This is a genomic window from Bifidobacterium saguini DSM 23967 (genome assembly GCF_000741715.1).
GTDB classification, from domain to species: domain Bacteria; phylum Actinomycetota; class Actinomycetes; order Actinomycetales; family Bifidobacteriaceae; genus Bifidobacterium; species Bifidobacterium saguini.
Window position 1 is genome coordinate 109,518 of the sequence record NZ_JGZN01000006.1, and the last position, 24,554, is coordinate 134,071.

Below are 24,554 nucleotides of genomic sequence, written 5' to 3' on the forward strand. Positions count from 1 at the left end.
CGGGGCAGGGCTAAGGTAGGAGCCTATGACCGTGCATTTCTCTTCTCGTGTGGATATCAGTGCTCCTAACCCGATTGCCGCAGCCGAGGCTCAAGCCAAAGCTCAGGGCATCATGCTCGGCAAGCTCAACGATTCCAATCCCACGCGGCATGGCCTGGCACCGGCATTGGTGCCAAGCGTCTACACGGCTGATCCGCGTGGCCCACGAGTGGCACGAGAAGCCTTGGCGGCATTCCTCTCCAATGGGTCCAATAGAGCAGACCAGCCTGATGCTGATGATTTGTATATTCTGAGCTCCACATCGGAAGCCTATTCGTGGCTGATTAAGCTGCTTTGCAATCCTGGCGACGCGGTATTGGCACCTAAGCCCGGCTATCCGCTGATTGAGTCCATTGCACGACTCGAAGGCGTTCAAACCGTGGAATACCAACTGCAATTCGACGGTTCATGGTTCATCGACACCGCATCGCTGGCCGAATTGTTGGACTCTGCGCACGGTGAGAACATTCGCGCACTGGTACTGATTAACCCCAACAATCCCTCTGGCTCATATGTTAAGCCGGATGAGCGCAAAGCCATAGTGGATCTATGCAACAGTCACGGTATTGCATTGATTGCCGATGAAGTGTTCTACGACTACAGCCTTGAACCATTTGCAGGCAATGCGCGGCTTGCCGGTGAGCCCGGTGCGTTGACGTTTGCGCTTGACGGCTTCTCTAAAATGCTTGCGGCACCTCATGCCAAAGTCGGCTGGATTCAGGTTTCCGGCCCGGCCGAGGATGTAGTCGAAGCCAAGCGTCGCCTTGATGTTATTGCCGATGATTACCTGCCGATGAGCGACATTATCGCAGACAAGATTCCTGCACTGCTTGAGGCGGCTCCCGCACAGACCGCCCGCGTACAGGAACGTGTGCGCGGCAATCTTGCACGGCTGCATGAGATGCTCGCCGCTGACCCTAACGGATTGGTGAGCGTGCTGCGCGCCGAAGGTGGTTGGAATGTGCTGCTGCGTGTGCCTTCCGTAATCGATGAAAATGAGCTGGTACTAGGTTTTATTAAGCGTCATGGGCTCAGCGGTCAGCCCGGCTATTTCTTCGATATGACGTCGAACGGCTATTTGGCCATATCCCTGCTGCCTGAGCCGGAAGAATTCGAGCATAATGTGCAAGCAGTGCTGGATGAGGTGGCCGCTCTGCTGGCAAGCTAGGCATACAATAGGCGACATGGGATTCTTCTTTAAGTCCAAAGAGCTGCCGCGTCCGCAATCGTTGACCTTCCGCCTTGATCAGGCCGGCCATACCTATGATGATGGTCAGTTAGGGCTCGCGCCTACCACGCTGACCATCAGCGAGAAACGCGTGGCAATCATCGGACTGAACGGAGCCGGCAAATCCACGCTGCTCGGCCTGCTTGATGGCACGTTGAAAGCCACCGTTGGTGCGGTCAACATAGCAGGCGGCAGCGAACAGCTTGACCCGAACGTGAAGAAAGATGCCAAGCGCATCAATGATTTGGTTGGTATTGTGCGCCGCGAGGAGATTCCGAACGCGTTCTACCGTGCGGAGAATATCTCCGAGGCTGTTGCCAAAGCGTTGAAGAAGCATAAGATCCCGGAAGGGGAGCGGCAGGCTCGCATCGGCAACCTGTTCGCGCATTTTGATTTGGCGCAGGTGTCTCGCGCCAAGGCCAGCGAACTGGATTCGCTCAAACGTCACCTGCTGGCTATCGCCGCAGCATTGAGCTTCGAACCGAGCGCTATCGTAGCGGACGAACCCAGCAAGGGCTTGGATGAAATCGGCACCGCGCATGTGGCGAAAGCATTGTTCAGCTATGACAAGCAAGTGATTTTTGCCACGCATGATACGGATATGATTCGCAGGCCAGAATATGCAATCGACCGTGCACTCGTACTGGACGAGCACACGGTCGTGTTCGATGGCACCCCTCAAGATGCCGTGGCCTTCTATGAGGATTTGATTCGCCGCAAGTATGAGGCGGCGAATCAAATCAATAGTTGATGTACTTCTCTCCCTCCGTCATCGCTTGCGCGATGCCACCTCCCTCGTCAGAGGGAGGCAAGTAAAGGATTACGCGAAGTAGAAGCCGCGGAAGCCGTATTGGTAGACGCGATAGATGTAGGCGGTGGAGAGCTCCATCTTGTACTGGGCCTTCAAATTGCCGTTGTCATCATAGACTCCGAACAAGCCCTGCATACCGGTATCCACCAAGTTGAGGTCATCGGAAAGTTCCTGTGCGGAGGAGACATACGGGGAATACGGCACATCGAAGGACTGCACTTCGGTGTAGGTTCCAGCGTTCTCATCAACCAGATACTTGCGGAACTGAGAGTTCGAATCCTTATCCTTGGAAGACTGGGCGGTGGAAATACCGTCAATCACCGTCCAATCGTAATCCGGGCGGGTCATGGCGTAACCGAAGTTGTTATCGAACAAGTACACGTAATACTGGCCAGACGGCAGCGAGGAATCATACTGCACGGTGATGGAATGTTGACCACCGGTGTCGCCGAAATCACCAACCTTGGTCAGGAAGGAATCCTGCTCGTCCATGCCATCCCAGACGCTCGGCTCACCAATCATGTAATCCAGCGTCGGAGTGCCTTCAATGTCATTGATCTTGATCATTGTGGAGGTTTCGCGAGCGGAAAGCAGTGCGGAACCGTCATCCATCAGCTGAATCGTGTTGAAGTGAATCCAATCCCAACGGTTCTTGGCGGTCGGGTCGGACTCATCAATGCCGGAATGATCGGTGGAAGACTTGTAATCGGAGAACAGTTCGCCGAAGTCCACCAAAAGGCTCACCTTGCCGGTATTGGTATCGACCTTAATCACCTGATCCTGCACCGCGTGGTCGCTGCGCTTCAAATCGGTGGCCAAAGACACGATATTGCCATCGGAATCAAGCGCATAATCATGGTGCAGAATGAAACGGTCACCCAGATTAATGTTCTTGACAATCTTGCCAAGGCGATTCATAGCCACGAAGTTCTTAGTGGAAGCAGACAGCCACATCAAACCATTGTTATCGAACAGCAGGCGGTGAGAGCGGTAGTACAGCACTGGCACTTCGCCGCGCAGCACGCCGTTCGCATCGTAGTAGTACATGAAGTCCTGCTCGTTGGAATCATTGCCGAGAATGGCATACAGGCCATTGCCGAGCTCACCGAGCGTGGTGCTATCCGGTGCCGTGGTCTGCTCAAGCTGTACTTCCTCGCTGCCGAGCAGCTTCGGGCCTTTCTGGGTAATTGTGCGAGTTGTCTTCGTGCCATCAGTGGCGGTGATGGTCAGCGTCACTGTGTTCTTCACCTGAGGAATCAGGCCCAACACCAGGAATTCATGCGTGGTGGAAGCCAGCTTGTCTTCAGAAACGGTGGAGACCACGGAATCCTCATCGGAGGCGCTGGGGCTCAATGTATCTCCGGTGGAGTTCTCCGAAGCGTTGATCGCGGAACGGATGGCGCTAGCAGCTTCGTCGCTGGTCACGGCAGTGGCCGTGTAATCAGGGTAACCGTCCGCGGACACGGTGTAGCTCACCGTGGAAGCGGTGTCAGTGGTGAAATACACGTACATGGACGTGGTGTTCGTGCCATACGGATTCACCTTGGTGTAGATGTTGTCTACCGTACGTTCCTTGCTGTCGCGCTCTTTGGTGAGCTGCTCATCCATCATGGACTGGTAGTCGGTAGTGTAAATGTTCTCGACCTGAGCGTTGAGGCGTTCCACACGGCGTTCCTTGATGGCGGCGCTGACATCATCCTTGTAGAACAGGCACAAGCCCAGTGCGATGGCGATAGTGATAACTGCGGCAAAAATTTTAAAAAATGCGGGCGCGCATTGTACTGGACATGAAAATCCTCACGATAAAGCAACACAAAGCTAATGAATTACATCGGTTACATTATGGCGCGAGACTTGGAGAAATATAAGGAAAAAACTGGGCAAACACTGGAGCCGACCCTGAGATTTCATGAAAAAAGTACGTAGTTATCGCTCACAATAGCGAGAACCATGATTGCACATCATGCCAGAGCACAGGATTGTTGTTGATCATCGCATCATCACGCCCCGGCACAAAGCAGCCGAGCAATGCTATACCTACTGTCCACAGCACAAGCAGCAGCACGGTCCAACGCATCAGCCAACGCCACGGTGTGACATGAGCGATGCCATCTCCTGAAGCGGCATCATTCGCGCCTGCCAGCGACCGGCTCGGCTCGCGGCCGTTCACCAGCCACAATGTGCCCGGTACAGCGGCCAGTGCGGTAAGCCAGCCGAAATCAGCCAGATAACGCCAGCCAAGACCACCCACGGAACCATCGAATATCACCAGCGCGCCCGCCAATATCAGGCAGCTCAGCAGCCAAGTGCGCATACCATGCGTTTCCAGATTCTTCAGGAACGGCAGCACCAATGCCAGCAGCATCAGGGGCGTGGCCGTAAACAAGGCGCCAACCATCACTTCGTAATACCCCCAAGTGGGCATTGGCGCGGGGGAGAGCGCCAGCCAAGGGAACTGGTCGGTGAAGCGCAATGGCAGGAACAGGTAATACCAAATCGTGTATGGCATATCTACCGCAGGCGTGGCATAACGAGTCATATCGGACACCGTGAACTGGTATGCGTTGCCAAAATTCAGCAGCGAACCGAAACGCACCTTATTCCAAGCCATCAGCGGAATCACCACCGCGATGGCGGGCAGAACCATCGCGGCCGGCGCTCTGAGAGCCTTGACCGGGCTCACCGAACGCCATACCAAGTCGCTGATCATCGCGCGAATCTGCGGCCAGAATAATGGGAAGGCAAGGAGCGCGGTCAGCGTGAAGGTCGGGCGGCATCCGAAATTGGCGGCAATACACAAAGCGCCAAGCGCGAGCCTCGGCAACGACAATGGTGCAGCGTTACCCGCATGCCAGCGGTCGGCGGCCAGCAGCGGCCGGGCCGAAGTATCCGCTCCCAGCCAGAACCACAATCCCAATGAAGTCAACGCCAATGATGCGGCGAACGGTACCTGATAGAAATTCGTGCGATATGCCAAATATCCTATTTGCGCACCAAGCAAGCCGGAAGCAACCGTTAATGACGCAGCTGCAATAGAAGTCTTCGGCATCACCCGGTGAATCAGACGCAGCAGCAGCATCGAGAAGAAGATAATGAACAGCAGCACCAGGAATTGTTCGGCGGCGCTGGTGGGCAGAATCCGGCCGGTAATCAGTCGGTATGGAGCAAACAGCAACACTGCGGGGAGCACGCCGAAATAGGAATACCAGTGCCCTCCGTAATACACGTAATCCCAATACAGGGGGCTTACTCCATCATCCAAAAGCTTAAGGCGTGTGGCCACATCATACGGATTTTCGGTTTGCGCCAGCTGGCTCGGCACTTCGAGGTCCAACCACGGGCGGCCTGCGATGAGGGAATCAGCCACATGCGCATACTGGTCGAAATCATATGTGTATCCGCCTGCGGTATGGAAGGCGAGCGGAGTGGCATACAGCAGCTGCCAGACGATGGATGAGCCCAATATCACCGTAGGGATTGCCATGATGGCGGCAAACGCCCATCGCTGGCGTGCGCTCGAAGGATTCAAAGTGATGCGCCATAGTTTGGAACCAGGGCGCCACAATGCAATAAGCAGCACCAGTACAGCCATAACGGCCACGCGAGCCCAATTGAAGGAGAACGGTACTTTGACATTGGCGCGCGCGTCGCTGACAGGTACTATTGCGCCGCGTTCCTCTTGAATCCATACGCGTACAACGCCAGCCCCGGACGCGTTGATGTAGTGGCTACGAGCCGAACCGATGCCTATGGATTGGGCTTTGCCGGTTGTTGTCTGCGTTGTGGTTTGTGCGGCATCCTGCGTTGCGGACTGTGCTGTTGTTTGTGAGGAATCACTGGACGTGCCAGCATTATTGCCGGCAGCTGAGTCAGCAGTATTAGCGGTGTCAGCAGTGCTTGCAACGGTACTGGTAACATCCACGCGCACATGAACCGTGTTCAATGGTTTCGCAACCTTGATATCACCCTGCTCATGGGATTGCTTCATTGCCTGTTTGCGCGCCTTATCAATGACGCTGCTGCTAACGGTATCGATACGTAGAAAATCAGACGTGCCATCAGCCGTCAATTCAAGATACGCATTAGTCGGATCGGTGACGGTCAGCATGCCATCATCAGTACGTTTCAAACCACTGCCAAGCGCATTATGCACGGCGTTGGTATCCGTGCTGGCACCCAGCGTGCGCCAAAACGGCGTATTGAATACGATGCACTCCAGCGAAGCGATGACGGCTAAGGCAGCCAGCACCATGAGCAGCGCATGACGAAGACGCTTGGCCATGTGAACGGTCGCGGGCTGGGCGACGGAAAAAAGTTCTTTGGAATGCACGCCCATTATTCTATAAGCTTTATGTCTGGCAAACAGTAGAGAATGAGAATCATGCCAAATCGTATGTCGAATCACAGGAATAAGCCCCACACATCTTTGCTGGGCGGGCTCAAAGATTCGATGAACGCGCTCGCTGCCGATTTAGGGCTGACCAAGCCGAAAAAAGCGGAAACGAATCCTTTTGGCGATGCGCTTCGCGAAACCAGTGAGCGCAAGGGTGGTGTGATCGATGAACTGATTCGCCATGCCGTGCCGATTAGCCCAGTGGTGAAACGTCATACCTTCCCGGCGCTCGAGAATGTGCCGGAAGGTTTGGTGCTCGGTTGGGCGCAACTGCCATCCACGCGGGGGCGTGGTTTTTCGCTGGGCATTTTCCCGGACCGCGATCATTTTGCCCAAGTGGCGTTCGCGGATGCTCATGGCCGTGTATTCGTGGGCCCGGATCCAGACATGGACGTGCAGGAGATGCAGCCGCGTTTCATGTTCGGCAGGGAAAAAGACGTGACGCTGCCGGACGGCGAGCGTCTTGGATTCGATGAGCATTCGCGCGCCGGGCGTGTACGTTCAATGGAAGACGCATTGCGCCGGCATACCGGCAAATCAGTGAAAGCCATTGCCGGTGGCGTGGTAGGCCGTGATGATACCGGCCGTATGACGTGGCTGGCATCATGGCTGAAAACCGGTAACCGATACACGCTGGAGCAGATGCGCGCCAACCTGCCCGCAGACATGCGGCATAATCTGGAATATCGCGATGCAATTGCCATTGCGTTCTTCGCCGCATACATGCTGCCGCAGGTGAACGGTCTGCTGATTGGTTTCGGTTCGGGCAATATTTTCCGTCGTCTGAATCGAGAGGCTCCCATTGGCGCGATTCGCCGTTCGGTGAGAGACACGTTGGCTGCGCGTGCTCACGGCATGCGCGCATCCGGTCTGGAAGATCATTTTGCTGATTTGATGCGCGAAGCTGGTGCATTGGACAAGCTCGAAGGCTTGGAAGCCGTGCATGGTGCTGAAGCATTGCATTTGTACACGTCAAGCTATTCGAACAGCTACTTCTTTGCCTGGGATAAGTCTCTAGCGTTCACCCAAGCATTGAAAGCGCTGAAAATCGAAGGCAATTTGAACCGTTTCGCCGCGGTGAGCGCATGGCTGGAACGCAACTCGTCGCTGGGGCGCACGCTTACCGAAGACACGGTGACCCGTGCCGAAGCCGCCCAGATTGATATGAAGCTCATTGAAAATCCGGCAATCATGGCATTGGATCCGTACGATGGCGACGATGAACGCGAAGCCGTACTGCGATTGGTGAATATTGCGGAACAGACCGCCCAGCAGATTCGTGAAGAATTCCCCGATCCGCGCAATACTGTGCCAGATGGGTCGCAGCCAAGCGAATGGGTGTACCGTCAGACGCTATCCACATTGCTGCGCCGCCTGCGCTTGCCATACCGTTTCGATGTGGAATTCCGCTCCTGCCTAGAGAACGGGGAAGTGGCCATCGGCTTTACCACAGCCGGCACGTCGATGATGCCGGACAGCCGCTATGACGATGTGAGCCATGCATGGCGGTCACTGTCCAGCACAGAACGTGCCGCGATGAGCGTGGCATACAATCTGCGCGTCGGCTTGATGATGGCCGCGCTGAGCTTCGGCGCAAGCCCCGACGTGAAGCAGGTTTGGCTGCATATCGACTCCATCGGTTTGGAAGAAGCCATTGCCGAGCAAGACAGCGCCATCGAACAGATGATGAGCGAAGCTTTGCGCGCATTCGAACATTTGCGCAGCGGAGACCTTGGCCGCTCCAGCTCCAAAGCCGACCCCAAGGATGGCGACTTCCACGGTGACCCCACGCGCCCAATCAGTCGCGAGGAATCCTTCGGGCAGAACACTGGCTCAGATGCCAGCATTGTTGGGCAAAATGAGCAGACGGATGGCCAGGATGCTGTTGAACCTGATAACGACGCTCACAGTGGCGGTGAGGGTGCTTCCGCTTCCATTGACTCCCAGTTCGAGGATCTGATGAAGGGCATCGATATCGATGCCATGTCCTTCAGCTTGGGACCGGACGGTGACGGTTCAATGGGTGCTGACGATGATGCCGAAAACATCAAGGAGCCCAGCAACGCTGACCCGATGAGCGTGCTGCGCAGCAACCCCACAGTGCGCAACATGGTCACCGTGACGCTCACCCGCGACGCATTCTTGCGCCGGCTTAACACGGACGGTCTCGATCATCCGCAAGACACGTATCGCATGTTCGGTGCGGTGATGGATGTGGACGGCGAAGGCGGTTTGAAACCCATCAACGCGGACTTCGATTTGACCGATAGGCGCTTTGCCCCATTGGGTGCTCAAGAAGAACCGGAACTGGAAGATCGTGTATTCAATCCGGCTACGGCGGCAGTGCTTGGCGCGGCGAACAGCAGTGGTCTGGCCATTCAACGAGTGGACATGCTGCAGCGTGCCGTTGCCGAATTCCATGCGCTTGCTCACAACGATCAGCTTGATTCCGTGGAGAAGGCGCAACATGCCATGAGCATTATCGACGCCATATGCGATCCGGAACTCACCGGATTGGCGTCCGAAGTAACCAGTGCGCTGATTGATGGCAAGGATACGCCGGATTTCAAGTTCACGCTTGCCGATGAGCTGGACAAGGACCGTTTGCGCGCTCGTGATCTCCTGTTCTCCGGGCAGGCCGATCAGGCTATTGAAGTGGCTGAAGCAGCCGTATCGCGTTTGGATCAGGCGTTCGCAGCCGGGTCGGGCGTGCCACGCTACTTCAACTCGTACGCCGAACGCGTAATCTATAACCGCTTGTTCGCCACGATGGATGAGCGCACAATGCTTATTCCGGATAATCTGTTCTACGCGCATATGGAATTGGCGGATGTGCTCGGTCAAATCAAGGGGGCGGAAGCTGCCATACCGCATTTGAACCGTATGGTTTCGTACGCTCCAGCATATCCGTTGTCTCATTTGAAACTGGCCATCCAATTGGCTCGCAATGAGGACTGGGATTCCGCTCGCGCAGCCTGCTTGAACGCATTGCGCGTGGCCTTGGACCGCGACGATGCCGCATTCGCCTACTATCGCTTCGCCTACTGCGAGTGGATGCTGGATCATTTCGAGACCGCGGCCGCGGCCTACATCATGAGTGATCACATCGCGCCTGGAGCCATCGCCTCCCTGGAAGGTGAATTGCAGGAGCTGGTGGCTCGCGCTGATTCGCAGTGCATTCATGTGCCGGAATCCGTTGACTCCGCCGCCTATGTATTGGCTTCTCATGATTTGCCGGTTTGGCCGAATATTGAAGTCGGTGGCATTGTGCGTGACGCCGCTCGCGTATGTGTGGACGAAGGCATGTTTGTGCCCGCTCGCACACTATCCGTGGCCGTGGCGCGCATGAACGATGGCGAAGGCGGAGACATCGACATCATCCAAGCTCAATACTTGCGTTCTCTGACTACCTGACCGGGGTGGTGCAGCCTACGGGCGTAAGGCTGACTGAGGGAGAGAAGTTTCGACATAATCTTCGATTCCATAGCTCGGCTAGGATAGTCGGTTATGAGCATTGAACAGTTGGCATGGGATTTTGACGATGGCGATACCGTTGAAGTAAAGCCGAATGAAGGCGCAACCAAGTTTGCACCAGGTTCCGAGCAATGGATAGCCGCATTGCAGCCAACTGACGATGATGCCGTGCGCATTGACCGGTTGGATGTGAACTCATTGAGTGCCGAGGCTGCCGCTCGCCTGTGGGCGCGTGTGGCCGCATGGGTGGAAGCCGATCAGATCGCCTACTATATTGACGATTCCCCGGTCAGTTCAGATGCCGCCTATGACGCCCGCATGCGTGTGCTCGAACGATTGGAAGCCGCGTTCCCCGCGCTTGACAATCCGCAGTCGCCCACACATCGTGTTGGCGGCACGTTCTCCAACGATTTCGCCTCCGTGCGCCATCCAAGCCGCATGATGAGCCTTGATGATGTATTCTCCATCGAAGAGCTCAAAGACTGGTACGATTCAGTGATTCGCGACCTTGACTGGCCTGAAGGCAAGCCGCTGCCGATGAGCTGCGAAGTGAAAATCGACGGCCTCGCCTTGAACCTGATTTACCGCAATGGTGTGTTGGAGCAGGGCCTGACCCGCGGCGACGGCGTCACCGGCGAAGATATCACGCTGAATGTGCGCACCATCGGCTCTATTCCAGCTAACCTTGGCGGCCCCAAGGAGGATATTCCGGACTTCGTGGAAATCCGCGGCGAAGTATTCATGCGCTGGGATGATTTCCGCACCTTGAACGCCGAACAGGAAGATGCCGGGCGTGCGCCCTTCGCGAACCCGCGTAATGCTGCCGCTGGCTCGCTACGTCAAAAGGACCCGCGCATCACTGCCACCCGCCGTTTGAGCTTCTACGCGCACGGTTTGGGCCAGCTCACCTGGGGTGCCGATCATCCGCGCGGTACGCATGACGTAGTGGCTGATCAATCACAAGCCTACGAACTCTATCAGAAGTGGGGCGTGCCGGTTTCCCCTCACAATCGTTCCGTGACCACATTCCAAGAGATTTTGGACATGATCGACTACTACGGCGAGCATCGCGGCGATATCGAGCATGCGCTCGACGGCATCGTGGTCAAAGTTGACGATTTGGCGCTCCAACATACGCTGGGTGCCACCTCGCGCGCACCGCGCTGGGCCATCGCCTACAAATACCCGCCTGAGGAAGTCAACACTGAACTGCTTGATATCCGCGTGCAGGTGGGGCGCACCGGACGCGTCACGCCAGTGGCTATTTTGAAGCCCGTGTATGTGGCGGGCTCTACCGTGGCTCGAACCACCTTGCATAATGCATTCGAAGTCAAGCGCAAAGGCATTTTGATTGGCGACACCGTAGTGGTGCGCAAAGCCGGCGATGTGATTCCTGAATTGGTCGGTCCGGTATTGGAACGGCGTAAGGGGCGTGAAGACCAACTGCGCGAGTTCGTGATGCCCGAATACTGCCCGTCCTGCGGAGCCAAACTGGCCCCGGCCAAAGAGGGCGATAAGGACATTCGCTGCCCGAACGTGGAGAGTTGCCCGGCGCAGCTGACCGAACGTGTAATCTCCTTGGCGTCTCGCAAGGCTTTCGACATCGAGCATTTGGGCGATCAGTCGGCTATGGCATTGACGAATCCTGAGGAGAACCGCCCTGGTTCCGTTGATACATATGCGCCGAATATCACAGAAATCATTATCAAGCCCGGTGAGGAACCCGAGCCGTATGAGCCGGTTGCTGGATTGGAACTGCCAGCCGAGCAAACGCCGGTGCTATCCAGCGAAGCCGGCCTGTTTGCGTTGAACGCCAACGATTTGAAGGATGTGCGCGTCTGGCGTGAAGCGGCAATCATTGAAGTGCGTGAAACCGTGGATGCCAACGGTAAGAAGAAGCGTACTCGCAAGCGCGTGGGCGGCTCAGGCCTGTGGCATCAGGTGCCGGCATTCTGGACAGTGCCCGTTGCCGCTAAGAAATTGACGGCCAAGCAACTGGCGGCGGCTTCGGACATCACTGTAACCGCTTACCCGGATTACGATGTGCCGGCCGATGCGGTGATTGTTCGCGTGGATCATAAGAAGACTCGTACCGGTGAGACGGATGTGCCGGTGTACATTCGTCCCGGCGAAAATACGCGCAAGATGTTCGAGGAAATGGACAAGGCTCGTCATGCCGACCTGTGGCGTGTACTCGTTGCCTTGTCGATTCGCCGTCTCGGTCCGCCTACCGCACGTTTGATCGCCTCGGCAATGGGCTCGCTGGACGCTATTGCAGCTGCTAGCGTAGAGGACTTGACGCAGATTGACGGCGTCGGCCCTGAAATCGCCGAATCGGTGGTGAATTGGTTCGCAGCGGCTCGCGAACCCGGGGATTGGCGTGGAGAGACACTGCGAGCATGGACCGCGGCTGGAGTTGGTGTGGCGGCTGCGGAGAAAAGTACGCTGCCGCAGACCTTGGCCGGTAAAACCGTGGTGGTTACCGGCTCATTGGAAGGGTATTCGCGTGATTCCGCCAAGGAAGCGATCTTGGAACGCGGTGGCAAGGCTGCCGGTTCGGTCAGCAAGAAGACGGATTACGTGGTGGTCGGCGCGAACGCCGGTTCCAAGGCTGCCAAAGCTGAAGAACTCGGTATTCCAATGCTCAACGAAGCTCAATTCGGTGAGCTCCTAGAAACCGGCGAAGTCTCACTGTAGGTTTTTGAACACTCACTGTAGGTTTTTGAACACTCACTGACGGATTTCTATCACTGACTGAGGGGCTCCCTCATGCTGACTGTAGGGAATCCAACACTGACTGTAGGACTTTGAACACTGACTGTAGGACTTTGAACGTTGACTGTAGGATTCCTAACGTTTTTCGTTCAAAAACCTACAGTCAGTGTTGGATTCCCTACAGTCAGTGTTCAAAGTCCTACAGTCAAATAAGTCAAATGATGGGGATGTGGATTGTAGAGGTCTGACGGAATGTAACGAGGTGGTGTGCTGACTGTTAGTCAGTTATAGCCAGCAGAATAAACGGCAGAACGATGGCACCTACCAGCATGAGCGTGCCCAACAGCCGTACGTTTCCTGTGTAAAAGTCGGTTGGCTCGCCGCCTTTTACATCAAGAAAATGCTCGAGCTTCCAAACGAGTTCAGGTTTCCATAACAGAAATACGCTAATGCCGATAAGTATTACCTCGCTGAGCAATATTTGCAGGATGGTGGGCATCATTGCTCCTTTCCGCGGTGAAAGTAATCCCATCATAGCTCTAGCATTACGGCGAATTGCACGGTAGGCTGGTGGGCGGCAATAAGGAGGATTGATGAGCGAAACCCGCGAGATTGAAGCAGCGATCTACGAACGTTTGAGCCGTGTGATCGACCCGGAACTCGGTCGATCAGTGACTGATTTAGGTATGATTGCCGCCATTAACGCGGTACCTGCTGCACAAGATGCTGATGGCGATTATGACGTCACCGTGCACGTCGAGCTGACCGTGGAAGGTTGCCCGCTCTCCGAAACCATCACCAACCAGATCAACGGTGCAGTTGCATCCTATCCGGATGCCAAACTCACCCCGCATATCGAGGTCTCCTCGATGAGCCGAGACAAACTCGATGATCTGGTGGCCGACCTGAAGGCTGAACGTAAGCAGAATCCGTTCAACAAGCCTGGAGTCAAGACTCGTATCTTCGCCATCGCATCCGGTAAGGGCGGAGTCGGCAAATCTTCGGTCACTGCAAACCTTGCCGCAACTTTTGCCGCACTGGGTTACGATACTGCCGCCATCGATGCGGATATCTACGGTTTCTCGCTACCTCGTCTGTTCGGAGTGCACACGCAGCCCACCAACCTGAACGGCATGCTGATGCCGGTCACCGCCTGGGGCGTCAAACTCATCTCCATTGGTATGTTTGCCGGCGCCGACCGCGCGATTCTCTGGCGCGGTCCGCGCTTGCAGCGCTCGCTGGAACAGTTCCTCTCCGATGTCTGGTGGGGTCAGCCGGACGTGCTGCTGCTCGACTTGGCTCCCGGCACCGGCGATATGGCGATTTCCGTGGCACAGGCGCTGCCGAATGCGGAACTTGTCGTGGTCACGACTCCGCAGCCTTCCGCCTCTGACATCGCCGTGCGCTCCGGCTTGGTCGCACTGCAAGTGCCGATGAAGGTGCGTGGCGTGGTGGAGAACATGAGTTATTACGAGCATAAGGGCGAGAAGCTGCGTATTTTCGGCGAAGGCGGTGGCCAGCGAGTCAGCGAGCAGCTGACCGAAGCGCTTGGCTATGATGTGCCACTGATGACTCAGCTGCCGCTTGTGCCTGAAGTCCGCGAAACCGGTGAGGCCGGTCGCCCGGCCGTGCTGGATGCTGACGGTGCCTTGCGCGCGGACGGTATAGGCAAGACTTTCCGATCCCTGGCGGAGCAGTTAATGGCATAACCGCCCTCTTGCCCTCCCGCAGCGAATGGTTCTCATTAAGAACTGTGTGCGGATTTTTGGCGGCCTATCGCACATGCCTAGTCCGAGAGTGGCGGAATAAAGCCATTCCCGCCTTCCGTATTTGTGCGGTAATGTGCTCTTTCCGCGCACAGTTCTTAATGAGAACCATTCGCTGCGGTAAGCTGCCGCACAAACCAATCATCATGCGAAACAATAATCAATGCTCCAGGGTAGCTACCGAGCGTGCGTGCGAAAGCAGTCTTGGAATTGAGATCAAGATGATTCGTCGGCTCATCCATCACAATAAGCTGCGGTTTTCTTACCAGCCCAAGGCATAGCAGCAGTTTACGCAGCTCACCAGGGGAGACCACCTCGCCGTGAAGAAGCCTATCCGGATCTGCGTTAAGTTGTGCATACGCGCTCAGTACCATCGATGTATCGACTGGGCTGAGGCCATGCAGCAATGTGATGGCTCGGTCGGCATCTGCTGCTGTTGTGTTTTGCCGAATTACCAGCGCAGGAACATTGGCCGCGGCATCAATCATCGCGCTTACCAATGTTGACTTGCCGGCACCATTCGGCCCGGTGATGACAAGATGGTCGAGCGGACCGACACTGATCAACGGTATCTTCAACCCCTCAGAAGTCATGCTGCCTTGAGGAAGAGCGAGTCGAATCGTATCCCCCGACTGAGACGCTACAGACAATGGCTTATCCCTCAGTTGCTTGTCAAATGGAATGACTCCTGGCTCAAGACGAATCAGCTCATGCTTGGCGCTAGGCGTGATGTCCATCCATATATTGCCGTCATATCGTTTGGACGCCGTCGATATCGCTTCGCCTGATTGCCGGGCCTTGGCAAGCCGGCCATTGAGCTGCGCATATGAGCGGCTGACTCCAGCATCCAATCCAGTCATTTTTGCCAGATTCCTGCGATTGCGGGCGTCGTGATCCTTGGGACTGATGCGCTCGCCATGCCGCTTGGCTGCTTCGGCCTGCTGCACCTTGGTGAATCGTTGCGATTGTGCGGCTTCTAGCCTCTTTACCTCCCGGCGGGTGCCGGCCAGTTGTTCCAGAGCAGTGCGGTCATGACATTGCCGCTGCTCCTTGGCCTGACTGTAGTTGCCTTGGTAGGTATTGACTTCAGTGACATTTTGCCCGCCGATGTGCTTGCGCTCGAACATGACGCAGCGTGTGCAAGTGGCGTCGATGAGCGTTACATCATGGGAGACGACGATGCCGATTCCCCTGTAGTTTCGCATGACCTCGATGATGGCCTGCTGGGTCGGTTCATCCACATGATTGGTAGGCTCATCCAGAATGAGCACGTCAGGTTTCTGTACCAGTGCACATGCGATTTGCAGACGTTTCTGTTCACCGCCAGACAAGGTGTCATACCGGTACGCCCAATCATCTCTAATGCTGAGTCGCTCTCGTAGCCGGATGGTTTCGGTTTGCCAATCGGCGGCGAAGTCCTCCAGATTCACGGGTTGGACCGCTATATCTTGCGGGCAGTAGCGCAATACGAGATTATTGGGCGACACTTGCCCGCTATCGGGACGGAGTTTGCCTCGCGCGATTGCCATCAATGTGGATTTGCCGATGCCGTTGTCGCCTAATACGGCGGTCCAGCTTTGCGGGAACGTGCAGTTGACCCGGGTAAAGAGCGGATCTACGGCTGTCGGATAGGTAAAGCTGATATTGCTTAAGGACAAGGTGATAGCTTGCATAAGCGCCTCCATATGGTTGGGCGCACTGCCTTATGATGAGTGATGGCAGCGGATACAGATTGATAGCAGCATGGCAGTGCGCATCGATGCGCATAATCCCGTCATGGTACCCGCAGCTATCAGATCAGCAACCTAGTATGTTCTCCTTTATGGTTTTTCAGGCTTTGCCAGCATAGCATATCCCGCAGCGAATCATTCTCAATAAGAACTGTGTGTGGACTATTTGAAGGCAACCGCGCATAATAAGGCTGGAATTGGCGGAATAAAGCCATTCCCAGCCTTCCTCATTTGTGCGGTAATGTGCGGTTCTTAATGAGAACTATTCGCTGCGGGATGAGCGGGTAGCGGGCAGACAGAGACGGCGCTAGGGAAGTGACACTTAATGCTGCGCGCGCCAGATGTCTGGCTCGACGTAGATTTCCCACTCATACCACGGCAGAGCGCCGCGGATATTGGTCTCAATCTTGTCGACGGTCTGCACGTCAAAGTCTCGGTCAAGCTTTGACGTTTCGACTTTCAAGCACAGCAGTACGGAATCCTCATCCATATGAATCGCCTGCATATTGATCAGGCGGTCCACGCCGTCGGTGCTTTCCACGGCCTTGACAACCTGCGCGCGCGTGCTGGGATCGAGGCTTTCACCAACCAATAGAGAGCCGGACTTAAAGGCCAAAGCCGCCGAACCGCAGACCAGCACCAGACCGACGAGCATACCACCGATGGCATCATAGAGTTCGTCGCCGGTAATAATGGAAAGGCCGATGCCCAATCCTGCGAACGCAAGGCCGATCAGCGCCAACGTATCCTCCATCATGACCGAGGCGAGCTCAGCTGACTTGGTGCGGCGCCAGAAGCCTATTAAAGAATCATCCTCTACTTTGACGCGCTTCATGCGATCGCGCGCCTCATGTATGGAAGTGTGCAGGCCGTATCCTTCCAGGCAGGCGGAAATGCCAACCACAACCAGTGCGGCAATAAGCTCCACCGATTCGGCTTCGCGCGGCACAGTACCTTCAATCAACCCGGCAAGTTTGCCCGCAGCCTGCGATACGGCGAACACGCCACCAACGAAGAAGAGCAGCGTGGCCACAATGAAACTGGCCAAATACTTCACACGATGCAAGCCGAATGGATGATCGCCGCGGGATTTGCGATCCGAAGCCTTGTCTCCCAGCATGAGCACCAATTCGTTGGCGCAATCAGCCACCGAGTGCACGGATTCTGAAAACATGGATGATGAACCGGTAAATGCGGCCGCGGCAAATTTGGCGCAAGCCACACCAACATTGGCAAGCAGTGCTGCTTTGACTGCAGCGCCTGCATTTTTCTGATCAGACACGATATATCTCCTCTTTCAAGGAGCATTATAGGCTTTCTCGTGAGCACCATTCACTGAGAGGTATACTAATCTTTTATGGGAAAAACGACGATTAGGGTAGCTTTTGATGACCCGCTAGAAGCGGCGCATTTCCTGCAGCAATGCCGTAGAAAAGGCTATGATGCACAGCTTGAGGATTCGCGACCGCAGATTAAGCGTAACGGCCCAGCTTTGGCGACATGGCTGAAAGCACATCCGGGCTGGTATAAGGTGGGGGAGTCCGTCAATCGTGCGGCTGCGAATAAAGCGGTATTGAAGATTCGCAATGGCGAGCGTCGTGGCTTTGAGGGCGGCAAATTTGAGGCCCGCATGGAAAATCAGGATGGCAGCTGGCTGGTGTATGCGCGTTATGCCGGCAGGACTACTAAGCCGCGCAAGCCTCAGGCTGAAGGCATGGAACCATTGTTCTGATTGGTTTGCACAGCTCAGTCATAATTAAGCCAGACAAGAACTAATAAAACCCCAGCTGCCCGAAAGCAACTGGGGTTTTATTATGACCTAAAACTACCTATCAGATGTGGTAGTAGAGCTCGTACTCGAGCGGGGTCGGGGTCAGGCGAGCCTGATCGATCTCGTCGCGCTTGAGGCCAATCCAGGTCTCAATGAGATCGTCGGTGAAGACGTCGCCAGCGGTGAGGAAGTCGTGATCCTCTTCCAGAGCATCCATAGCCTCAGCCAAGGAGCTCGGGACCTGCTTGATGCCAGCGTGCTCTTCCGGAGGCAGCTCGTAGAGATCCTTGTCGACCGGTTCCGGAGGCTCGATGTGGTTCAGGATGCCGTCCAGGCCAGCCATCAGCTGAGCGGAGAAGGCGAGGAACGGGTTGCAGGACGGATCCGGAGCACGGAACTCGATACGCTTTGCAGCCGGGGAGGTGCCAGCCAGCGGAATACGGATGGCGGCCGAACGGTTACGAGCGGAGTACACCAGGTTGACCGGAGCCTCGAAGCCCGGAACCAGACGGTGGTAGGAGTTCAGAGACGGGTTGGTGAAGGCCAGTACGGAGGAGGAGTGCTTGATCAGGCCGCCGATGTACCAGCGAGCCAGATCGGACAGACCGGCGTAGCCCTTCTCATCGTAGAACAGCGGCTTGCCGTCCTTCCACAGGGACTGGTGGCAGTGCATGCCAGTGCCGTTGTCGCCAGCAATCGGCTTCGGCATGAAGGTGGCGGACTTGCCAGCCAGAGCAGCGGTCTCGTGGACAACGTACTTGTACTTCATCAGGTCATCGCCTGCATGCTGCAGGGTGTTGAAGCGGTAGTTGATCTCCTGCTGGCCAGCGCCGGCGACCTCGTGGTGAGAACGCTCGAGGATCAGGCCGACCTTCTGCAGGTTGGCGACCATGTCGTCGCGCAGATCCTGAGTGTGGTCAATCGGAGGAACCGGGAAATAGCCCTTCTTGACGCGGTTCTTGAAACCGATGTTCGGGGTGCCGTCTTCCTCAACATCAACGCCGGAGTTCCACGGAGCTTCGATGGAGTCGACCTCGTAGAAGGAACGGTTCATGCCGTTCTCGAAGCGGACCTTGTCGAAGATGAAGAACTCAGCTTCAGGAGCGAAGGATGCGGTGTCGGCGATACCGGTGGACTTCAGGTAAGCCTCAGCCTTGCCGGCAACCTGACGAGGATCGCGGGAGTACGGCTCGTCGGTCAGCGGGTCGACGATGGAGAAGGCCACGTCGAGGGTCTTGTGCTTACGGAACGGATCAACGAATGCGGTGGCAACATCCGGCACCAGCTTCATGTCAGACTCGTTGATGGCCTGGAAGCCCTGGACGGAGGAACCATCGAACGGCATGCCGTCGGTGAATGCGTCCTTCAGGAACTCGCTAGCCGGCACGGTGAAGTGCTGCTGAACGCCGATAAGATCGGTGAAACGAACGGAGACATACTCGATGCCTTCCTTATTGATAAGGGCCTCGGCGTCTTCCTTGGACTTGAGTTCGGTCACGGGACCGCTCCTTTCGTGTGAAATTTAACAGTACCCATCGTAAAATCGCGCGTTTCGCCAGCTCGAAACTTGGGTTACGAGAATGTTTCGTACTGGTTTATGAATGCCGATGAACCGCGAAATTTCAAGGAATTGATATTTCAGGGAGAAAATGCAGACACCGTGAGTTCGTCCGTAACGTGGACAGCGCAGCGAGCGTACGAGTGGTAATGCCGCGAACAAAGGTGAGCAAGGAGACTATAGAAAAAGCCCTGACATCCAAAATGATTCGGATGTCAGGGCTTGAAGCAGCTCTACGTGCTTTGCCGGTCAGCGGCCGCGCATTGCTCGGCGGGAAACCTTCTGCGGATGGTACGGGTCGATGCCCTTAGGCACGTTGTACCCCTTCTTGGCCTGCAGCGTGCGCAGACGATCGTTCAGCGTAGCCATTTCAGCCTTGGTCAGCAGGAAGCGGCGACGCGGATGAATCTTGGCGATCAGCGCATTCTTGTGGTTGGTCGGCTCGTAGCTCTTGGAATGGGTCACCGTGTTGCGCAGCTTGTCCAGCGGCACCTGCTTGGGGCCGTGGCCCACGGAAATACGGTAAACCGGAATGGAGGAGCCGGCGGTAACGCCCTTGATTTCACGCTCCTGACGATCCATAGCCTTCATAATGCGGCCATAATCGCCTTCGCCGATCAGGTAAATGCCGTTCATCGAAGTACCGCGCCAAATAGCGTCCTTGGTCTTCGGGTCGATCCACACCGGCTCCTGCGGGAAGTCGAAACCGGCCTTGCTCATGTTGCTCAGCACGCCGATGGCCGCACCCGGCTTGCCATCAATCTGCTTGTAGCCCACGGCATCAGCACGGCGGGTCAGCATCATCGTGGCGAACAGCAGACCCAGCATAACGGCCGTAATCATCAGGAAGATCCAAGTAAGCCAAGACCACTTGAAGATCAGGCCGATGATGATCATAACCACAACCGGCAGCAGGAAGGAGCCGGCTTCAAGCCACGGCAGGGCCTTATCTTCCTTGGCCGTGTACTTGTAAATCTGGATAACCTGCTTGATTGTGCTTTGCTTCTTAGGCTTTGCTTCCTTGTCCGCCATCACTCTTTCCTTTACTGCATGCTATTGCAATGAACACACTGGCAAATAACTGTATCAGGTGCGCTGGTCCGCGATTTGCAATTATCTCGTGATTATCTCGTGTGCAGCGGCCGTCCGTCTGCTTTGAGCAGTGCTTCGCCCAACGTCTCGCTGAACGTGGGATGTGGGTGAATCAACCGCGCAGCATCTGACAATGGCACATGATTACCCACCAGTTGTTCGGCTTCGGCAATGATATCCGAGGCGAGAGGGGAGACCATATGCACGCCAAGCACTCGTGGAGTATCAGGGTCCTCCTGGCTGCAGCCGGACACCACGGTCAGCGATCCCGCGGTACCACGCATGAGCATACGGGCGTTAGCCATCATCGGATACACGGTTTCCTTGACTTCAAGCAAATCTTCTCGTTCCTGTGCCTGATCCAGCGTCAGTCCAACGGATGCGGCTTCAGGGGAGGAGAACACGATTTGCGGCACACTAGTCTCATCGACCGGTGCAACATGCAGGCCGGCGATGGTTTCCGCAATAACCAGCCCCTGCTCGAACGCTCGATGCGCCAGAGCATGGCCTACGGTAATGTCGCCCACGGCCCAAACACCAGAAACATTCGTTCGGCCAAACGCATCCGTGGCAACGAGTCCGTTTTCGGTCAGTGAAACACCCCAGGCCGGGTCGGTATTGGGGTCGCGGCCGATGGCAGCCAAGGCAATTTCTCCCCAAACCTGCTGCTCGCCATCAACGCCATCCTTGGTGTAGTGCACCGTGGCGCCAAGATTCGCGCCGATATCCACATGGGTCACATTGGTATGGGTGATGATATTGACGCCATGCCGTTTGAGCTCGCGGGTCAGTGTGACTCCGGCACGGCGATCCCAGTTCGACAGTACACGGTCCTTACGAATCAGCAGTGTGACGTTCGATCCGGCTGCATTCCACATCGAAGCGAATTCCAATGCCACCGCTCCGGCTCCAATGACTACAGCGGAAGAAGGAAATTCGTTGAGCTCCAATGCGTGGGTGGAATCGATCAAGGCTGCCGCGAATGGATTATTCGGCAGTGGGCGTGGCTTGGCCCCAGTGGCGATAACGATATGGTTCGCCACCAAGTCAATATGGCTGCCTGCCGGCTCCGGTACGTCCGCCTTATGAAAAGCGATGATAGTGGCCTGCCCGTCAGCAGGAGCCAGATGCACAAGATGACGCCCCTCAGCATCGGTTTCGTCAGCCTTGAACGTTGCGGAAGCGCGCAATACAGTAATGCCGCGATGTGCCAAAAGACCCGCGAGCCCGCGAACCATCGTGTCCACGATACGCAGTTTGTAATCACGCAACGTGCCGAAATCAATGCCGTCAACCGAAGCATTGACACCAAGTTCCGCAGCCCTGTGCACGGTGTCAATGGTATGTGTGGCGGTAATCAGTGCTTTGGAAGGAATACATCCGCGATTGAGACAAGTTCCGCCAACCGTGGCATCACGTTCGACCAGCGCAACTTTCAACCCAAGTTCCGCAGCGCGCAAAGCTGTGGAATAACCTCCAGGACCAGCGCCGATAATTGCCACATCATACTGTTCGCTCATCATGCACTCCTTTGTCCGCACCCGATCTGTAGCTGCAAAATCGGACTATTCCCCATTACATATGACTATGGCTCCCATCATAGGGAGCCATAGTGCAAATCAAATACAACAAGCGTTGTGAATCAGTAACTAGTCCTCAGGCCAGTGACCGCGCTTGTCATAACGCGGCTTCGGCAAACGCCAGCGACGCATCTGAATGGAGCGGCTCCAAGCGTAGGAGAAGGAGCGGGAGCCCTTGGCCACGGAAGCCTCGCCGTACTTGGCAATGAGCTTAGCCTTGAGCTTGCGCCACATCAGCCACACATCAATGACAACGGCAATCAGGTAACCATACATCAGAGTCATCATGATGATGGAAGCCCAAGCGTTCTGCGATGCGGAAGTAACGAACATGGAGACAATCAGAATGGCGAACGCCACAGGAATGAACCATTCGCCCAAGTTGAAGCGGGCATCCACATAATCGCGGATGTAAATACGCCACGGCAGTCGCTCGGACTTCGGCATATTGTTCAGATCGCCGCTCTGCATAGCCGCGTACTCGCGGTTCTCGCGCTCGCGCATACGAGCCTTGGCGGCTTTGGCGCTGGCCTTACGGTCGGTGGGAACCAGCGGGCGGATACCGGCAGCCTGTGCCTTCTTCATCTTCGGGGTCGGGCGGCCCTTGCCAGCGGACGGATTAGTGTTCTTCTCTTCGGCCTGTTCCACGGGAACTTGGGCCTCTTTTTTCTTGAACGGGTTCCATGTCATGCTTTGAGGTTACGGTGACGTTCAGACACATGTTGTGTAGGCGTAACCATTGGTATAACGCCCTTATATATAAGGAGAACACATGGCGGAACTCACCGTGGACCAGGTGCGCGAGCGCGTCGAAGATGACTGGAATCGCATTGTTGAACTGCTGAACCGGAAGATTGCTCTGCAATCGGTTTCCGCCAAGGGCATTACCGCCGAACATATGAAGCGTTCGGCTGAATTCGTGGCCGAGGAGCTCAAGCTGGTTGGCATTGATGCCAAGGTAGTGCAGGCCACGAATGAGGATGGTACTCCGGGCGCTTGGGAGGTTATCGGCTCTCGTATTGTGGATCCCGGTGCGCCTACCGTGCTGCTGTACGCCCACCATGATGTGCAGCCGGTGCCGGATCCGGCTGAATGGAACACCGATCCGTTCGTGGGTACCGAGATTGACGGCCGACTCTATGGTCGCGGTTCCGCTGATGATGGCGGCGGTATTGCGATTCACTCTGGCGCTCTGAAAGCATTGGGCGATGATCTCAAGGTGAATATCAAGGTGTTCATCGAAGGTGAGGAGGAGATGGGCTCGCCGAGCTTCATCCCGTTCATCACTGCGCACAAGGATGAGTTCGACTCTGATGTAATCATCGTGGCCGATTCTGGCAACTGGTCCGCCGAGATCCCGTCGCTGACCACCTCGCTTCGTGGCAATACTTGCGTGGACGTGACCGTACGTGGCCTGAAGCATCCAGTGCACTCTGGTCAGTATGGCGGCCCGATCTTGGACTCCAATACGCTGGCTGCGATGCTGATTGCCTCGCTGTACGACGCTAACGGCGATATTGCCGTGCCGGGCATTGCTTCCGAAGAGCCGATTGGCGGTTTGCAGCAGGATGTCGATGAGGCCGGTGTGCGTGCCGATGCCGGTGCTGTTGATGGATATGTGCTCGCTGGCACCGGTTCCTTGGCCTCTCGCTTGTGGACCAAGCCGAGCCTGACGGTGATTGGTTTTGATGCTCACCCGGTGGAGGGCTCCTTCAATGTGATTGCTCCGGAGACTCGCTTCCGCCTGTCTCTGCGCACCGCGCCAAACCAGCGTCCTGAAGAGGCTCAGGATGCGTTGGCCGCATTCCTTGTGGCCAATCCGCCATTTGGTGCCGAGGTTGAAGTGGCCAAGCTGGAGAACGGCATGGGTTGGGCTATGGACCCGAACGCTGAGGCCACTAAGGATGCGCTTGAGGCTATGGAAGAAGCGTTCGGTGTTGCTCCGATCAATCAGGGTCAGGGCGGTTCAATTCCATTCATTCCGGAACTGCAGCGCTTGTTCCCATCCGCTCAGGTGCTGGTCACCGGCCCGGAAGACCCGAAGGCCAACGCGCACAGTCCAAACGAGTCCATCTCGCTCTACGGCTTGAAGCACAACGTAATCACCGAAGCCCTGCTGCTTGCCAAGTTAGGTAAGTAGTTACCTTCATCAGATGGTAAGAAAGCGGAGTCAGCGGATTTGCTGATTCCGCTTTCTCATATTCGGCTATTGCCTTTGGCTGCACTTTGCCTTATAGTCATGGAGTTGACACGGGAGCTGCCTTAAGGCGGCTGAGAGGAGACATACAAGTCTCGACCGATGGAACGTGACCGGGTAATGCCGTTCGTCACGGAATTGTCGCTCTTACATACCCGTGCCTGAACCCAAGCGATGTAAAGGATTCACAGCCTTACATC

At 55.9% G+C, this 24,554-nt stretch carries 16 protein-coding genes; 7 read left to right on the forward strand and 9 right to left on the reverse strand.

Annotated elements, in window-relative coordinates:
* Window positions 1-25 precede the first annotated feature (25 nt).
* Window positions 26-1,207, forward strand: coding sequence for a pyridoxal phosphate-dependent aminotransferase (locus tag BISA_RS03625; RefSeq protein WP_033890286.1), 1,182 nt, complete (start codon window positions 26-28; stop codon window positions 1,205-1,207).
* Window positions 1,208-1,223: 16 nt separating this feature from the next.
* A complete protein-coding gene (locus BISA_RS03630) occupies window positions 1,224-2,018 on the forward strand; it encodes an ATP-binding cassette domain-containing protein (protein WP_033890287.1) in 795 nt (264 codons plus the stop codon).
* Window positions 2,019-2,087: 69 nt separating this feature from the next.
* Here the strand turns inward: BISA_RS03630 and BISA_RS03635 are convergent, their stop codons facing one another.
* The gene (locus BISA_RS03635) at window positions 2,088-3,794 is read right to left on the reverse strand and encodes an aryl-sulfate sulfotransferase (RefSeq protein WP_237746086.1); all 1,707 of its coding nucleotides are present in this window, start codon (window positions 3,792-3,794) and stop codon (window positions 2,088-2,090) included.
* A gap of 217 nt (window positions 3,795-4,011) precedes the next feature.
* Window positions 4,012-6,360, reverse strand: a complete 2,349-nt coding sequence (locus BISA_RS11895) for a hypothetical protein (RefSeq protein WP_034534908.1) — start codon at window positions 6,358-6,360, stop codon at window positions 4,012-4,014.
* A gap of 168 nt (window positions 6,361-6,528) precedes the next feature.
* Here BISA_RS11895 and BISA_RS03645 point away from each other — a divergent pair, with 168 nt between their 5' ends.
* Both BISA_RS03645 and ligA read left to right on the forward strand, forming a co-directional pair.
* A complete protein-coding gene (locus BISA_RS03645; RefSeq protein WP_152597190.1) occupies window positions 6,529-9,885 on the forward strand; it encodes a tetratricopeptide repeat protein in 3,357 nt (1,118 codons plus the stop codon).
* 93 nt (window positions 9,886-9,978) lie between these two features.
* The gene (ligA, locus tag BISA_RS03650; RefSeq protein ID WP_033890290.1) at window positions 9,979-12,642 is read left to right on the forward strand and encodes an NAD-dependent DNA ligase LigA; all 2,664 of its coding nucleotides are present in this window, start codon (window positions 9,979-9,981) and stop codon (window positions 12,640-12,642) included.
* Between the two features lie 295 nt (window positions 12,643-12,937).
* Here ligA and BISA_RS03655 read toward each other — a convergent pair whose 3' ends face one another.
* A complete protein-coding gene (locus tag BISA_RS03655) occupies window positions 12,938-13,162 on the reverse strand; it encodes a DUF6199 family natural product biosynthesis protein (protein WP_152597180.1) in 225 nt (74 codons plus the stop codon).
* Between the two features lie 91 nt (window positions 13,163-13,253).
* Between BISA_RS03655 and BISA_RS03660 the strand changes: the two genes are divergently transcribed.
* On the forward strand, window positions 13,254-14,369 hold the full coding sequence (locus BISA_RS03660; protein WP_033890292.1) for an Mrp/NBP35 family ATP-binding protein: 1,116 nt from the start codon (window positions 13,254-13,256) through the stop codon (window positions 14,367-14,369).
* A 155-nt stretch (window positions 14,370-14,524) separates the two neighbouring features.
* Here the strand turns inward: BISA_RS03660 and BISA_RS03665 are convergent, their stop codons facing one another.
* Window positions 14,525-16,099, reverse strand: a complete 1,575-nt coding sequence (locus BISA_RS03665; RefSeq protein WP_033890293.1) for an ATP-binding cassette domain-containing protein — start codon at window positions 16,097-16,099, stop codon at window positions 14,525-14,527.
* Window positions 16,100-16,478: 379 nt separating this feature from the next.
* Window positions 16,479-17,441: a cation diffusion facilitator family transporter gene (locus BISA_RS03670; protein ID WP_051917324.1), complete on the reverse strand. Its 963-nt coding sequence runs from the start codon at window positions 17,439-17,441 to the stop codon at window positions 16,479-16,481.
* 72 nt (window positions 17,442-17,513) lie between these two features.
* Between BISA_RS03670 and BISA_RS03675 the strand changes: the two genes are divergently transcribed.
* Window positions 17,514-17,888 carry a hypothetical protein gene (locus tag BISA_RS03675; RefSeq protein WP_033890295.1) on the forward strand — a complete coding sequence of 125 codons (375 nt, stop codon included), beginning with the start codon at window positions 17,514-17,516 and terminating at the stop codon, window positions 17,886-17,888.
* Window positions 17,889-17,988: 100 nt separating this feature from the next.
* Here BISA_RS03675 and glnA read toward each other — a convergent pair whose 3' ends face one another.
* The 4 genes from glnA to BISA_RS03695 form a co-directional block, all read right to left on the reverse strand.
* Window positions 17,989-19,425, reverse strand: coding sequence for a type I glutamate--ammonia ligase (gene glnA, locus BISA_RS03680; protein WP_033890296.1), 1,437 nt, complete (start codon window positions 19,423-19,425; stop codon window positions 17,989-17,991).
* A 309-nt stretch (window positions 19,426-19,734) separates the two neighbouring features.
* The gene (locus BISA_RS03685; RefSeq protein ID WP_033890297.1) at window positions 19,735-20,517 is read right to left on the reverse strand and encodes a DUF4191 domain-containing protein; all 783 of its coding nucleotides are present in this window, start codon (window positions 20,515-20,517) and stop codon (window positions 19,735-19,737) included.
* Between the two features lie 92 nt (window positions 20,518-20,609).
* Window positions 20,610-22,097 carry a dihydrolipoyl dehydrogenase family protein gene (locus tag BISA_RS03690; protein WP_033890299.1) on the reverse strand — a complete coding sequence of 496 codons (1,488 nt, stop codon included), beginning with the start codon at window positions 22,095-22,097 and terminating at the stop codon, window positions 20,610-20,612.
* A 129-nt stretch (window positions 22,098-22,226) separates the two neighbouring features.
* On the reverse strand, window positions 22,227-22,847 hold the full coding sequence (locus BISA_RS03695) for a DUF3043 domain-containing protein (RefSeq protein WP_033890300.1): 621 nt from the start codon (window positions 22,845-22,847) through the stop codon (window positions 22,227-22,229).
* Window positions 22,848-22,929: 82 nt separating this feature from the next.
* Here BISA_RS03695 and BISA_RS03700 point away from each other — a divergent pair, with 82 nt between their 5' ends.
* Entirely contained in the window at window positions 22,930-24,297 is a 1,368-nt protein-coding gene (locus BISA_RS03700; protein ID WP_033890301.1) for a dipeptidase, read from the forward strand.
* The last annotated feature ends 257 nt before the right edge of the window (window positions 24,298-24,554 follow it).